This is a genomic window from Pseudomonas sp. BF-B-30 (assembly GCF_019956305.1).
GTDB lineage: Bacteria > Pseudomonadota > Gammaproteobacteria > Pseudomonadales > Pseudomonadaceae > Aquipseudomonas > Aquipseudomonas jessenii.
This window is the reverse complement of sequence record NZ_JAHBDG010000055.1, coordinates 44,258-57,546: the sequence shown is the minus strand read 5'-3', so window position 1 is coordinate 57,546 and position 13,289 is coordinate 44,258. Positions and strand designations below refer to the sequence as shown.

17 protein-coding genes are annotated in these 13,289 nt (G+C 60.1%); 5 read left to right on the top strand and 12 right to left on the bottom strand.

From position 1 onward, the window contains the following. Positions 1-54: 54 nt before the first annotated feature. On the bottom strand, positions 55-381 hold the full coding sequence (locus tag KGB29_RS23435) for a DUF3565 domain-containing protein (protein ID WP_057716672.1): 327 nt from the start codon (positions 379-381) through the stop codon (positions 55-57). On the opposite strand from KGB29_RS23435, the gene KGB29_RS23430 reads away from it, so the two are divergent. The 3 genes from KGB29_RS23430 (at position 350) to KGB29_RS23420 (ending at position 2,735) form a co-directional block, all read left to right on the top strand. After that, the gene (locus KGB29_RS23430) at positions 350-835 is read left to right on the top strand and encodes a peptidylprolyl isomerase (RefSeq protein WP_007942189.1); all 486 of its coding nucleotides are present in this window, start codon (positions 350-352) and stop codon (positions 833-835) included. The two genes, KGB29_RS23435 and KGB29_RS23430, sit on opposite strands and share 32 nt — an antisense overlap. Before the next feature lie 122 nt (positions 836-957). Next, positions 958-1,440 carry a glutathione peroxidase gene (locus KGB29_RS23425; RefSeq protein WP_150812800.1) on the top strand — a complete coding sequence of 161 codons (483 nt, stop codon included), beginning with the start codon at positions 958-960 and terminating at the stop codon, positions 1,438-1,440. 191 nt (positions 1,441-1,631) lie between these two features. Continuing rightward, a complete protein-coding gene (locus KGB29_RS23420) occupies positions 1,632-2,735 on the top strand; it encodes an NADH:flavin oxidoreductase (RefSeq protein ID WP_223616492.1) in 1,104 nt (367 codons plus the stop codon). 119 nt (positions 2,736-2,854) lie between these two features. On the opposite strand, the gene KGB29_RS23415 is transcribed toward KGB29_RS23420, so the two are convergent. After that, a complete protein-coding gene (locus tag KGB29_RS23415; protein WP_150812798.1) occupies positions 2,855-4,054 on the bottom strand; it encodes a glycosyltransferase family 4 protein in 1,200 nt (399 codons plus the stop codon). Between the two features lie 36 nt (positions 4,055-4,090). Next, a complete protein-coding gene (gene cysZ / locus KGB29_RS23410) occupies positions 4,091-4,843 on the bottom strand; it encodes a sulfate transporter CysZ (RefSeq protein ID WP_102669099.1) in 753 nt (250 codons plus the stop codon). Between the two features lie 314 nt (positions 4,844-5,157). On the opposite strand from cysZ, the gene trxB reads away from it, so the two are divergent. After that, a complete protein-coding gene (gene trxB, locus KGB29_RS23405) occupies positions 5,158-6,114 on the top strand; it encodes a thioredoxin-disulfide reductase (protein ID WP_057716403.1) in 957 nt (318 codons plus the stop codon). 182 nt (positions 6,115-6,296) lie between these two features. On the opposite strand, the gene KGB29_RS23400 is transcribed toward trxB, so the two are convergent. The 7 genes from KGB29_RS23400 to KGB29_RS23365 all read right to left on the bottom strand — a co-directional run bounded on the left by KGB29_RS23400 (position 6,297) and on the right by KGB29_RS23365 (position 10,929). Further along, a complete protein-coding gene (locus KGB29_RS23400) occupies positions 6,297-7,547 on the bottom strand; it encodes an aspartate aminotransferase family protein (protein WP_150812797.1) in 1,251 nt (416 codons plus the stop codon). A gap of 248 nt (positions 7,548-7,795) precedes the next feature. Continuing rightward, on the bottom strand, positions 7,796-8,134 hold the full coding sequence (locus KGB29_RS23390; protein ID WP_150812796.1) for a HopJ type III effector protein: 339 nt from the start codon (positions 8,132-8,134) through the stop codon (positions 7,796-7,798). Continuing rightward, entirely contained in the window at positions 8,127-8,423 is a 297-nt protein-coding gene (locus KGB29_RS23385) for a DUF1244 domain-containing protein (protein WP_046040093.1), read from the bottom strand. The genes KGB29_RS23390 and KGB29_RS23385 overlap by 8 nt, the downstream gene beginning before the upstream one ends. 97 nt (positions 8,424-8,520) lie before the next feature. Then, positions 8,521-8,892, bottom strand: a complete 372-nt coding sequence (gene folX / locus KGB29_RS23380; RefSeq protein WP_007970304.1) for a dihydroneopterin triphosphate 2'-epimerase — start codon at positions 8,890-8,892, stop codon at positions 8,521-8,523. A 2-nt stretch (positions 8,893-8,894) separates the two neighbouring features. Next, positions 8,895-9,455: a GTP cyclohydrolase I FolE gene (folE, locus tag KGB29_RS23375; protein WP_154910431.1), complete on the bottom strand. Its 561-nt coding sequence runs from the start codon at positions 9,453-9,455 to the stop codon at positions 8,895-8,897. Between the two features lie 19 nt (positions 9,456-9,474). Next, the gene (folM, locus tag KGB29_RS23370) at positions 9,475-10,185 is read right to left on the bottom strand and encodes a dihydromonapterin reductase (RefSeq protein WP_154861603.1); all 711 of its coding nucleotides are present in this window, start codon (positions 10,183-10,185) and stop codon (positions 9,475-9,477) included. 174 nt (positions 10,186-10,359) lie between these two features. After that, positions 10,360-10,929 (bottom strand): antibiotic biosynthesis monooxygenase, encoded by a 570-nt coding sequence (locus tag KGB29_RS23365; RefSeq protein WP_154910429.1) that lies wholly within the window; start codon positions 10,927-10,929, stop codon positions 10,360-10,362. A gap of 223 nt (positions 10,930-11,152) precedes the next feature. On the opposite strand from KGB29_RS23365, the gene KGB29_RS23360 reads away from it, so the two are divergent. After that, entirely contained in the window at positions 11,153-12,112 is a 960-nt protein-coding gene (locus tag KGB29_RS23360; protein WP_154910428.1) for a MerR family transcriptional regulator, read from the top strand. 3 nt (positions 12,113-12,115) lie between these two features. On the opposite strand, the gene KGB29_RS23355 is transcribed toward KGB29_RS23360, so the two are convergent. Continuing rightward, positions 12,116-12,721: a hypothetical protein gene (locus KGB29_RS23355; RefSeq protein ID WP_150812791.1), complete on the bottom strand. Its 606-nt coding sequence runs from the start codon at positions 12,719-12,721 to the stop codon at positions 12,116-12,118. A 54-nt stretch (positions 12,722-12,775) separates the two neighbouring features. After that, a complete protein-coding gene (locus tag KGB29_RS23350; RefSeq protein ID WP_150812790.1) occupies positions 12,776-13,252 on the bottom strand; it encodes a PAS domain-containing protein in 477 nt (158 codons plus the stop codon). Between the last annotated feature and the right edge of the window lie 37 nt (positions 13,253-13,289).

Below are 13,289 nucleotides of genomic sequence, written 5' to 3'. Positions count from 1 at the left end.
TCTCTGAAGGAGCATGGCAAAGGTGATCATCTATATCTGACGATCTACCGAAATTCAGTCGCCAAGGTTATCGCTAACCGAGCCCTGTGCGCACCAACCGCAAGCAAAGGGCTGGCCTATTTTTTCAAGGCGTTGCACAGGGTCCATGACCCAGGCGCGGGATTGCCAGGGGGGCTGGTGCCGCAGGTGCTGGGTGTGGCCGCAGGAAAGCTCGGCCACCCAGTGTCCGTCCTCGTCCTGATGGAAGCCTGTGATCGTCGAATCCCGTCTGTCCGGGTTGTGTTCGCTTTCGGACGATTGCTTCGCTAAACTTGGCCTTTCAATTTTCCTATGCAAAAGGTCTCGCCCCATGCTGATCGCCGCCAATAAGGCTGTCTCCATCGACTATACCCTGACCAACGACGCTGGTGAGGTCATCGACAGCTCCGCCGGCGGCGCGCCGCTGGTCTACCTGCAAGGTGCAGGCAACATCATCCCGGGCTTGGAAAAGGCTCTGGAAGGCAAGGCTGTCGGCGACGAGCTGACCGTAGCCGTTGAACCGGAAGACGCTTACGGCGAATACGCCGCCGAACTGGTCAGCACCCTGAGCCGCAGCATGTTCGAAGGCGTCGACGAGCTGGAAGTGGGCATGCAGTTCCACGCTTCCGCTCCGGACGGCCAGATGCAGATCGTGACCATCCGTGATCTGGACGGCGACGACGTCACCGTTGACGGCAACCACCCGTTGGCCGGTCAGCGCCTGAATTTCCAGGTCAAGATCGTTGCCATCCGTGACGCCAGCCAGGAAGAAATCGCTCATGGTCACGTCCATGGCGAAGGTGGCCATCACCACTGATTTCTGCGCTAAGCTCAGATAACTGGAGAGGCGCCTTGTGGGCGCCTTTTTAGTCTGCGGCCGTCCCTGATGACACCGCCAAGTGGCTGTTTCGAGAAGAACACGGGAATCTGGAGTACGCCATGAGTGCTTTTCACGACCTTAAATTGACAGCCCTGGATGGACAGGAGCTACCTCTGGCGCCTTTCAAAGGCCAAGTCGTACTGGTGGTCAACGTCGCCTCCAAATGCGGCCTGACCCCGCAGTACGCGGCGCTGGAAAACCTCCATCAGCAATTCAAGGCCAAGGGCTTCAGCGTCCTGGGCTTGCCGTGCAACCAGTTTGCCGGGCAGGAACCGGGGACCGAGCAGGAAATCAAGGATTTCTGCAGCCTCAACTATGGCGTGACCTTTCCGTTGTCCAGCAAGCTGGAAGTCAACGGGCATGAACGTCATCAGTTGTATCGCCTGCTGGCGGGAGAGGGCGCGGAGTTTCCCGGCGACATCACCTGGAACTTCGAGAAGTTCCTGCTGGGCAAGGACGGGCGTGTGCTGGCTCGGTTCTCGCCACGCACGGCGCCGGATGATCCGACCATCGTTCACGCGATTGAAAAAGCCCTGAGCTGATATCCCCCCCTATAAGAGCGAGCTCGCTCGCGATGGTTGTAGCAACACCGCGGGGCATCAGACCGCCAGCGTTATCGTTGACCACCATCGCGAGCAAGCTCGCTCCTACATCACCCAAATCAATAGTGCTGTTCAGTACGCGCGAACCTCCATATTATCGCCGTCATAAAGTCATTCCTGTGGAGCGTCCCATGCCCGTCAAAGCCCTGTTCAAACCGTTCCACCTCGGCACCCTCGAACTGCCGACCCGCGTCGTCATGGCGCCGATGACTCGCTCCTTTTCCCCAGGCGGCGTGCCTAATTCCAAAGTGATCGAGTACTACCGTCGCCGCGCCGCAGCCGGCGTCGGCCTGATCATCACCGAAGGCACTACCGTCGGTCACAAGGCTTCCAACGGCTACCCGAACGTTCCGCATTTCTATGGCGAAGCAGCCCTGGCCGGTTGGAAGAAAGTCGTCGACGCCGTTCACGCCGAAGGCGGCAAGATTGTTCCGCAGTTGTGGCACGTGGGCAGCGTGCGCCGTATCGGCACCGAGCCGGACGCCAGCGTGCCGGGTTATGGTCCGTCTGAAAAAGTGAAGGAAGGCCAGGTCGTGGTTCACGGCATGACCAAACAGGATATCCAGGACGTGATCTCCGCGTTCGCCCAGGCTGCCAGGGATGCCCAGAGCATCGGTATGGACGGCGTGGAAATCCACGGTGCCCACGGTTATCTGGTGGACCAGTTCTTCTGGGAAGGCAGCAACGAGCGTACCGACGAATACGGCGGCAGCCTGGCCAACCGTTCGCGCTTCGCCATTGAATTGATTCAGGCCGTGCGTGCCGCGGTCGGTGAAGGTTTCCCGATCATCTTCCGTTTCTCCCAGTGGAAGCAGCAGGACTACACCGCACGTCTGGTGCAAACCCCTGAAGCCTTGGGCGAGTTCCTCAAGCCGTTGGCCGACGCGGGCGTGGACATTTTCCACTGTTCGACCCGCCGCTTCTGGGAGCCGGAGTTCGACGGTTCCGAGCTGAACCTGGCTGGCTGGACCCGCCAACTCACCGGCAAGCCGACCATCACCGTGGGCAGCGTCGGCCTGGACGGCGAGTTCCTGCAGTTCATGGTCAATACCGACAAGGTCGCACAGCCGGCCAGCCTGGAAAAACTGCTGGAGCGCCTGAACAACGATGAGTTCGACCTGGTGGCGGTCGGTCGTGCCTTGCTGGTGGACCCGGACTGGGCGCAGAAAGTGCGTGACGGCCGCGAGGAAGACATTCTGCCGTTCAGCCGTGAGGCGTTGATGACGCTGGTTTAAGCGGCGACCGGGAAGGCCTCATCGCGAGCAAGCTCGCTCCCACAGGGGATTTGTGTACGACACAGAACCAATGTAGGAGCGGGCTTGCTCGCGAAGACTGACTAAAGAGCACTGCAAAATCAGGGAACAGTCGGCGCATTCGGCACCACCATCTCCCCGGCACAGGCCCCGCGCAACTGTCCCTCGAACTGCTCGATAATCGTCGCCCAACCCTGGCGACTGGCATGCTGGCGCGCATTGAGCCTGACATTGCGCAAGGCTTCCCTTTCCTCCAGCAGCCATGCCGCTGCATCGCAGAACGCTTCTTCATCCCCCGGCATCGCCAATACGCCGTTGTAGCCATGACGAATATGCTGGGCGGCCGCCGCCTGGTCGTAGGCCACCACGCCGAGCCCGGAGGCAAGTGCTTCAAGCACCACATTGCCAAAGGTTTCGGTCAGACTGGGGAACAGAAACACGTCGCCCGACGCGTAATGACACGCCAGGGCTTCACCCCGTTGGGTGCCGCAGAAAACCGCCTCGGGCATTTCGTTTTCCAGTTCCTGGCGCTGCGGGCCATCGCCGACCACGATCAGTTTCAGCGTGCGCTGGGGATAACTCGCCTTGAGGGTATTGAAGGTGCGCTTGAGCAGGCCAAGGTTTTTTTCCGGGGCCAGGCGTCCGACATGAATGACGGCGATGTCTGCCTCGGCCAGCCCCCATTGCTCGCGCAGGGCATTCAAGCGTTTGGCCGGGTGAAACAATTCGCTGTCGACCCCTCGGGACAGCAGCGCCAGGCGCTCGAAATGCCGCCGCTCAAGTTCCATGCGTTGGCTGACGCTGGGCACCAGGGTCATGGTCGAGCGGTTGTGGAACCAGCGCAGGTAGTGAGTCAGCAGGCGCGTGAGCAAACCAAGCCCGTACTGGTTGGAGTACTGCTGGAAATTGGTGTGGAAACCGCTGACCACGGAAATTCCCAGTCGCCGTGCCGCACGCAACGCAGAGAGACCCAGCGGGCCCTCGGTGGCGATGTAGAGCACATCCGGGCGGTGACGCGTCCAGCGCCGCAGCAGCTTGTGCATCGACGACTGACCCCATTGCAGGCCGGGATAGCCCGGCAGTGGCCAGCCGCGGCACAGCAGCAATTCATCGTCGCTGCCCAGTTGCTGGTCGCAGCCCTGACGCGGCCGCACCAGTTCCACTTGATGCCCGCGCGCGCGCAAACCGTCGCACAAGCGACCAAGGGTATTGGCCACGCCGTTGATTTCCGGTGGGAAGGTTTCGGTGATCAGGGTGATATGCAGAGCTGTCGTCATGACCCCAGTGTCGGCTGGGGCCATGTCGTCAGTGTGACGTCGGGATGATGGATTTGTGACTCAGCGCTGGGTTACCAGGTTTTCTGCCCCGCGTTCACGCACCCAGAACAGCGTCGCCCCGGCCACGGCCGCCGGCATCATCAGGATGTTCACCACCGGGATCAGCAGCACCAGGTACACGCTGCCGCCGAAGCTCATGCTCTGCCAGCGCTTCTCGCGCAGCCAGGCGAGCATCTCGTTCCAGCCCAGCTTGTGGTTGTCCGCCGGGTAGTCGATGTACTGGATCGCCATCATCCACACCCCGAACAACAGCCACAGCGGCGCGGCGATGATGTTCACCACCGGGATGAACGAGAGGATGAACAGCCCGATCGCCCGGGGCAGAAAATAGCCGAGCTTGCGCATTTCCCGGGCCAGGGTACGCGGAATCATGGCGATCAACTCGCCCCAACTGAAGGCCGGGAAGTCGTCGGTGCCGCGCACCACCACTTCGACTTTCTCCGCGAGGAAGCCGTTGAACGGCGCGGCAATGACGTTGGCGAGCATGGTGAAGGAGAAGAACACCATCAACACCACCAGCACCACGAACAATGGCCAGAGGATGTAGCTGAGAAAACTCAGCCAGTCGGGCAGCGATGGCATCAAGGTGTCGACCCACAGGCTGAATTGATGGCTGGCCAGGTAGATCAATCCGACGAACAGCACCAGGTTGATTGCCAACGGCAACAGCACAAACAAACGCAGGCTGGGGCTCAACACCAGCTTGAGGCCTTCGCGCAGGTATTGCGGGCCGGACAGTACAGGGGCGGGCATAAAGTGCTCCGAGCAGAGGGAAAACGCGCCGACCTTACCGGCTTTGCTTCGCAGACGAAAGCGCGGTGGCGGTATCGACATTCACTGTAACAAAGACGTCGATATCGTCGGTCAGATGCCATAGAGACCACCTATGAGCTGGATTGTTAAACCGTATTTCCTTAATCTTCGCCCCCTCGATACGCTGCACCCAATCTTTTTACAGGACGGTCGGGTCAAGCCTTCCCCAAGTGCTTTCAACCGTTCTTTTTTATTCCAGCCGGCAATCCGGCGTTCCGTGCCAGGTATTCCGGGCCGGTCAACAGGAGCAGGTCATGTCTGAAGTCCGTCATTCGCGAGTGATTATTCTCGGTTCCGGCCCTGCCGGTTACAGCGCTGCGGTCTATGCCGCCCGTGCCAACCTCAAGCCACTGCTGATCACCGGCATGCAGGCCGGCGGTCAACTGACCACCACCACCGAAGTCGACAACTGGCCGGGCGACGTCCACGGCCTGACCGGCCCGGCGCTGATGGAGCGGATGCGTGAGCACGCCGAGCGCTTTGAAACCGAGATCGTTTTCGATCACATCAATGCCGTCGACTTCGCCGCCAAGCCATACACCCTGACCGGCGACAGCGCGACTTACACCTGTGACGCCCTGATCATCGCCACCGGCGCCAGCGCTCGTTACCTGGGCCTGCCATCGGAAGAAACCTTCATGGGCAAAGGCGTTTCGGCCTGTGCGACCTGCGACGGTTTCTTCTATCGCAACAAGCCGGTGGCCGTGGTCGGCGGCGGCAACACCGCTGTTGAGGAAGCCCTGTATCTGGCCAACATCGCCAGCAAAGTCACCCTGATCCACCGTCGTGAAACCTTCCGCGCCGAGAAGATCCTGATCGACAAGCTGAACGCCCGTGTCGCCGAAGGCAAGATCGAGCTGAAGCTGAACGCGACCCTGGACGAAGTGCTGGGCGACAACATGGGCGTGACCGGTGCCCGCCTGAAGAACAACGACGGCAGCTTCGACGAAGTGAAAGTCGACGGCGTGTTCATCGCCATCGGCCATACCCCGAACACTTCGCTGTTCGAAGGCCAGTTGACCCTCAAAGACGGCTACCTGGTTGTGCAGGGCGGCCGTGACGGCAACGCCACTGCCACCAGCCTCGAAGGTATCTTCGCCGCTGGTGACGTGGCTGACCACGTGTACCGTCAGGCCATCACCTCGGCTGGCGCAGGTTGCATGGCGGCACTGGATGCCGAGCGTTACCTCGACAATCTGCAGAACGCTTGATTCTGTTTTCGTCGAAATGAAAAAACCGGCTTCGGCCGGTTTTTTTGTGCCCGCGATTTAATGCCGAACACATTCCAATGTGGGAGCGGGCTTGCTCGCGAATGCGGTGTGTCATTCAGTTTTTATGTCGACTGACACTACGCTTTCGCGAGCAAGCCCGCTCCCGCAGGGGGGGCGTAGGTTCAGGCCAATTTCTTCAGGCACGCCTCCAGGATATCCAAACCTTCTTCAAGCACCGCCGCCTCGATGGTCAGCGGCGCCAGCAAGCGAATGATGTGCCGCGACTTGCCGCTGGGCATCAGCAGCAAACCGGCGTCGCGCGCCAGTGCCAGCAGTTGGGTCAATTGTGTCGGTGCGGGCGAGCCATCGGCGTTGATCAGCTCGATACCACGCATGGCGCCGACGCCGGTCAGGCGTCCCAGGTACGGCGTCAGGTTGTTCGCGCGCCAGGTCGCGTGGCGACCGACAATCGCTTCTTCCTGTTGGGTGCCCCAGGCATGCAGGTTGGCATCGGTCATTTCGTCCAGGGTTGCCAGTGCCGCTGCACAGGCGATGGGATTGCCGGAGTAAGTGCCACCGAGTCCGCCCTTGGGCAAATTGTCGAGCAGCGACTTGCGCCCGACCACCGCACCCAGCGGCACGCCGCCGGCGATGCTTTTGCCGAGCAGGATCAGATCGGGCTCGATGCCCAACCGCGAGAAGGCGAAACGCTCCCCGGTACGGCCGAAACCGGACTGGATTTCATCGGCGATCAGCACAATGCCCTTGTCGTCGCAGAACTTGCGCAGCGCCTGGGCGAACTCGACGTCCATGGCCAGGAAACCCGCTTCACCCTGCACCGGTTCGACGATAAAGCAGGCGACGTCTTCGACATCGATCTCGACGCTGAACAGGCGCTCCATGGCTTTGAGGGCCTCGGCACAGGTGACGCCGTTGTCCTGGCTGGGGAAGGGCAGGTGAAACACCGGCCCCGGCAACACGCCGACTTTTTGTTTGTACGGCGCGACTTTGCCATTGAGGTTGAGGGTGGCCAGTGTGCGGCCGTGGAAAGCGCCGTCGAAGGCGATGACCGCGCTGCGGCCGGTGGCGCCACGGACGATCTTCAGGGCGTTTTCCGCCGCTTCCGCGCCGCTGTTGGTGAGCATGCCGCTGACCGGGTAACCCACAGGCATGAATGCGCTGAGGCAATCCATCAGTTCGAGGTAAGGCTCATGGGGCGCAGCGTTGAACGCGTAGTGGGTCAGACGGGTGGCTTGTTCGCGAATGGCTTCGACGATGCGCGGATGGCAATGGCCGAGGTTCAACACACCGATGCCGCCGACAAAGTCGATGTAGCGTTTGCCATCGGTGTCCCAGACCTCGGCATTCTTGCCGTGGCTGAGCGTGACAGGGTGAACGATGTTGATCGACTGGCTGATGGTTTCGCTGCGCATGAATGACCGGCTCGGAAGAAGAAGGACTTCTTTTTATCTAAGCCGTGAGCGGTGGTACGGGGCAAACGAAATAAAGTTGCCGGGTCAATCTTAAAAGTCGGGTTGTGCTTGTGATCAATTGCGCGCCATGAACGCAAAACCTGTAGGAGCGAGCTTGCTCGCGATGGTGGTGAACGATGACGCTGGGAGCCTGACACCCCGTGGCGTTCTTCAGTCCATCGCGAGCGGGCTCGCTCCTACAAATCAAATCAGCGGCGTGTCAGCGGCTGTTGAGCGAACTTCACCCCGGCCAGACCATGGGCAATCAACGCGCGGATATTGCCGTGATCGCTGCCTTCAGGCGTCGCCAGCACCGAGCGGTAATGCTCGCCGAACGCCAGCAGGGCTTCTTCATCGCTCAAGCCTTCGAGCTGCGCCAGGCCCAGGGTCTTGCACGAGCCTTCGTTCTGCCCGGCCGCGTTTTCCACACCACCGTTGTTGAAGGCCTGAGGCTGGTAGTCGTAACCGGCGGCAATGAACGCAAGGGTGTCGGCGAAGGCGTGTTCGCCGGTCTTGAGGCTGGCGCGCAGGGTGTTCAAATCACTCATTGGGTTTTCCTTTGGCGAACGCCGCTTGCTGGTCGGCGCTGGCTTCTTGCTGATATTGGGCTTTCCATTCGGCGTACGGCATGCCGTAAACCACTTCGCGGGCTTCGTCGAGGCTGACCTCGATCTGGCGGTCGTCGGCCGCGGCCTTGTACCACTTGGACAGGCAGTTGCGGCAAAAGCCCGAGAGGTTCATCAGGTCGATGTTCTGCACATCCTTGCGGCTGTCCAGGTGGGCCACCAGCCGACGAAAGGCGGCGGCTTCGAGTTCCAGGCGTTGTTGATCGGTCATGGCGGTCTCTGCGAGACAGCTTCAAGCGGCACGCTTGAAGCTGCAAGTTGGATGGCGGTGGCTTGAAGTCTACCGCTTGCGGCTTGAAGCTTGAAGCTCAGCGGCTTGCCGCGAGTGTTATCGACACCGACTCGGCGAATCGCAGTGCGTGGGGCTTGTCGACCTCGACCTCGGCGTACAGCACCGATGCGTTGGCCATCACCAGGTCGAGAATTTCCTGGGTCAGGCGTTCGAGCAGCGCAAAGCGGTTGCCTTCCACATGGGCGATGATTGCCTTGGTAATGGTCCGGTAGTTCAACGCGTGATCGATGTCGTTGTCCCGTACCGCTTCCTGGGCTGCGTACAGAATGGTGAGGTTGATCAGCACATCCTGCTTGTTGAGGATTTCATCCTCGTTGATGCCGATGAAGGTACGCAGGCACAGGTCTTTGACCCGGATGCGTGCCATGCCTGGCTGAAGTTGTGGCATTGCTACTTGCTCCGTCCAATCAATTGCAGGAACTCCTGGCGGGTATTGCTCGACTCGCGGAAGGCACCGAGCATCACCGAGGTGTTCATGGTCGAATTCTGTTTCTCGACGCCGCGCATCATCATGCACATGTGCTGCGCCTCGATGACCACTGCGACGCCTGCCGCGCCGGTCACTTGCTGCACCGCGTCGGCGATTTGCCGGGTGAGGTTTTCCTGGATTTGCAGGCGCCGGGCGAACATGTCCACCAGCCGCGCGATCTTCGACAGGCCCAGCACCTTGCCGGTTGGAATATAAGCCACATGCGCCTTGCCGATGAAGGGCAGTATGTGGTGTTCGCACAGCGAGTACAGCTCGATGTTGTCGACGATGACCATTTCATCATTGTCGGAGGCGAACAGCGCGCCATTGACGATATCTTCGACACTTTGCTCATAGCCATGGCAAAGGTACTGCATGGCTTTGGCTGCACGCGTCGGCGTATCGAGCAAACCCTCGCGGTCGGGGTTTTCACCGAGACCGATGAGGATCTCACGATAATTCTGGGGCAGGGATAACGTCATGGAAAATCCTCGCGGGACACTATTTGATGTGCCTTCCGCCATTGACGGTCAGGGTGGTGCCGGTGACATAAGGGTTGTCGAGCAGATAGCGCAGGCTCTGGTAGATCACTTCACAACCGGGTTCGATGCCCAGCGCGGACTTGGCCAGCGCCTTGGCGCGGTAGGCCGCGTCGTCTTCAGGGTTGAACAGTAGCAGGGCCGGTGCGATCCCGTTGACCTTGATGGCCGGCGCGTACCGGGCGGCGAAGGACAGGGTCAGGCTGTCGAGCCCGGCTTTGCTGGCGCAATAACCGATGTGCCTGCTGCTGCCCTTGCGGGTCACGTCATCGCTGATGTGCACGATATCGGCGGGGCTCGAGCGATGCAGCAGGTCGGCGCAATGCAGGTTGATCAGGTAGGGCGCCAGCATGTGCACGCTGAACATGCGGGTGAATGCCGCGGCGTCGGTGTCCGGTGTTTCAGCCAGCCATTCGGAGGCATTGTGGACGATTGCCCGCAGGCTGTCGGTATGGGTTTTCAACTCGTTGATGAAGGCGAAGATCCCGGCCTCGCTGGCGAAGTCCGCGAACACCGCGGTGGCCCCCAGGTCGCGCAGGGCTTGTACGCCGGGACGCTCGCTGCGGTAGCTGAAAATCACCCGATGGCCATCTTCCAGCAATCGTCGGGCGCAGTGCAGGCCGACACGCTGGCCGGCGCCGGTAATGAGGACAGGGGCTGCGGAAGAAGTCATGAACGGCTCGCATCGCGGTGAGAGCAAAACTATACCAGCGACGGGAGCGCTCTACCTATTGTGCAAAACGGGCCTGTGTGGGAGCGGGCTTGCTCGCGAAAGCGTGGTGTCAGACAGTACAAGTGTTGACTGATATGCCACCTTCGCGAGCAAGCCCGCTCCCACAGGAGATCATCAGCGATTTTGGACGGTGGGTTCGACGGGCAATGGTCGTGCCGGTGTGCTGTTCAGCCAATTGGCCAGCAAACGGGTCGACAATGGAATGAACAGGTAAACCATCAGCGGCGTCAGGCACAGGGTGCTGATGAACACCCGCGGCAGCAGGCTCATGTCACTCAACAGCGGCCCCAGCACAAAGTTGAACAGCAGCGAAACCGGAAAGAACGCCAGCCAGATCGCCACGGCCTGTTTCCAGCGTGGCGGGCGTTGACCGACGGCACCGAACCAGCCCTCGATGCCGCTGACCCGGTGTTCTGTCGGGTGGGCGAACAGGTCGCCGCCACGTCCGAGCCAGGCGCTGCGCGAAGCGGAATGTTCCCAGGCGTGCAGGGTCTGCTCGTTGGCGAAGCGGAAAATGATCTGGAATTCGTCATCGCCGGGCGGCGGAGCAAGCACACCGGAGCCGAGATAACCGGGAAAATCGGTGGCCAGTTGTTCGCCTTCGCGCAGCCAGGCGATCAGGTCCTGGTAGCGTCCATTGGCAACGCGGCGCGCAACCATCAGCGTGACGGGAGGGGTAGACATTGTGTATCTCCGTAAGGCATTTGCGTCGCTCCGGATAGGAACTTCGCCAGGCGCAGCGCCGGGGTGGTGGGCTGCGACTCGAAACAAGCAAGGATTATTCCTGATTCCGCCCGTGGCGTCTGTGACGTTTATCCGTTCATTCGCGGTATCGATTTTTTACGGAAACTTTACGGGGCAGGGGCGTTAGAATACGCCTTGGACGATACAAGGATGTTTCAACAGGATGCCCATATTTACAGACGTCGCTTCAGGCTCCACGCAGGCTGTCGCTCTCGAACAGGAAGAGCTCTTTCCCATTCGCGAGGTGGCGCGACTGACAGGTGTCAACCCGGTCACGCTTCGAGCCTGGGAGCGACGATATGGCCTGATTGTTCCAACACGCACCGACAGTGGGCATCGACTGTATTCGATGTCCGATATTGAGCGTGTCCATAGCATTCTCGGCTGGATCGAGCGCGGGGTTGCCGTCAGCAGGATCGGCAAGATCCTGGCCAGGACCGAGCCACTTCAGGCGTTGTCGCATATCATCCCCAACAACCTCGTGGAAGCCGATTACGCGCAGTGGCGGCAGCAGATTCATGTTGCGGTCAACGGGTTTGACGAGCTTCGGCTGGAGGAGCTCTACGGGCAAGTCTTTTCCAGCTACTCCCTGCCGGTGGTGTTCCAGGGCATTCTGATGCCCGTCTGGAAGCGGTTGTTGCAACGCCAGGACCAGTTCGGCGGCACCAGCGAGTGGCTGTTCCTGGATGGTTTTTTGCGTTCCCGGGTGTTGCAGCGTCTGTTGTTGATGCGCGAAAAACAGCCGCGTCGCGTGGTCATCTGTGCCCTGGATGGCAATTGCCGGGAACTGGAACTGTTGGTCGCCGCCCTGTTCCTGAGTTCCGGGCCATTGGCCGTTCGCGTACTGAACATGGGCCAGCCATTCGAGGAACTGGCGCTGATGTGTGAAAGGATCAAGCCCCTGGCTCTGGTGCTGTTTTCCAATCATGTGCCGGCTCCCGAGTTGCCGCGGCGTCTGAATCGCCTGGCCATGAGTCTGGAGTGCCGATTGTTGTTGGCCGGCGATGCTTCTGACCTGGCACAGGAAAGCCTGGCCGGGTCATCGATCGGTTGCCTGGGCAATGAAGGGGAGGTCATGAGCCAGCGTCTGAAGCAGTTCCTGGCGGATACTCTGGATACTTGACGTTCAGAGATGCAGCGCGGGATGAGTCAAACGATGCTGTTGCAGGATGAACTGGCGCAGACGCTCGGCTTCATCGGTATCGCTCAGGCTCAGTTGATAGGCGTAGAAGCCCTGTTCGTTTTCTTTCTCGAAAGTACCGCGCAAGGCAATCCGCTCGTAGCCTGAGGGGCTGAACCACAAGGCGAAATGCTTCGGTGGTTTGGTCTTGTTGCGAGCTTCCAGCAAAACCCCTTTGCACGACACTTCGTGTACCCACAGGGTGCCGGGTTGACCCTTGGCGTTTTCCAGCGCTACCGGTTCATCCAGTACCAGGCGCCAAGGCCGCACCATCGGCCCGCCTTCATAGATGCTGGGCACGCCGAGGCGCAAATGCAGCGCATGGAACTCGTCTTCCACCAAGTGCAGGGGGAAGGTCATTTGCTGGTTTTCGAAGCTGGCTTGAATGGTGACCTGCTCATGGGCCGCCAGGCGGGTGAGCAGGTCACGGATTTGCGACCCACCGTTGACGAGCAGGCTCGACGTCGCGTCCCGCACATTGAGTTGCGGGTTGTGTTGCATGGTCTGGATGAAATCCAGCTCATCCTGGGTCAGGAGCGCGTCGCGTTGCATGGCCAGCTCGAAAGATGTAGTTACAAAGTCATTGGTGATTGTAATTACTGACCATTAATTCCGGGTTTCGTTTGCACCGTTCGTCGCCTTGAGCGCAGCAAGCTCGGCCTGGAGTTCAGCCAACTGCCTCTCCAGCTGTGCCACGCGCTGTTGCGCCTTGACCTGCACGGTGACGTCTTTCTGCACGCCGACAAAATAGGTCTGCCCGTCCGCTGGATTTTTCACCGTTGAAAGGGACAGCTCGTTCCAGAACGGCGTGCCGTCCTTGCGGTAGTTGCGCAGTATTTCCCGGCAGGTTCCTTCACGGTTCAATGCATCGCGAATCAGCGGCAGCGCTTGCTGATCGCGGTCCCCCGACTGCAGGAAGCGACAATCCTGATAGAGGATTTCTTCACTGGAGTACCCCGTCAGGCGTTCGAACGCGGGGTTGACGTAAATGAGGATCTTGTCCTGATCGCCTTCCTTTTCGGCAATCACGATACCGTCGTTGGAGGCGTTGATCACCATTTGCAGCAGTTGTGCATTAATCATCGGAGTATCCTTTCCTGATTGATTGTCAATTGCATTC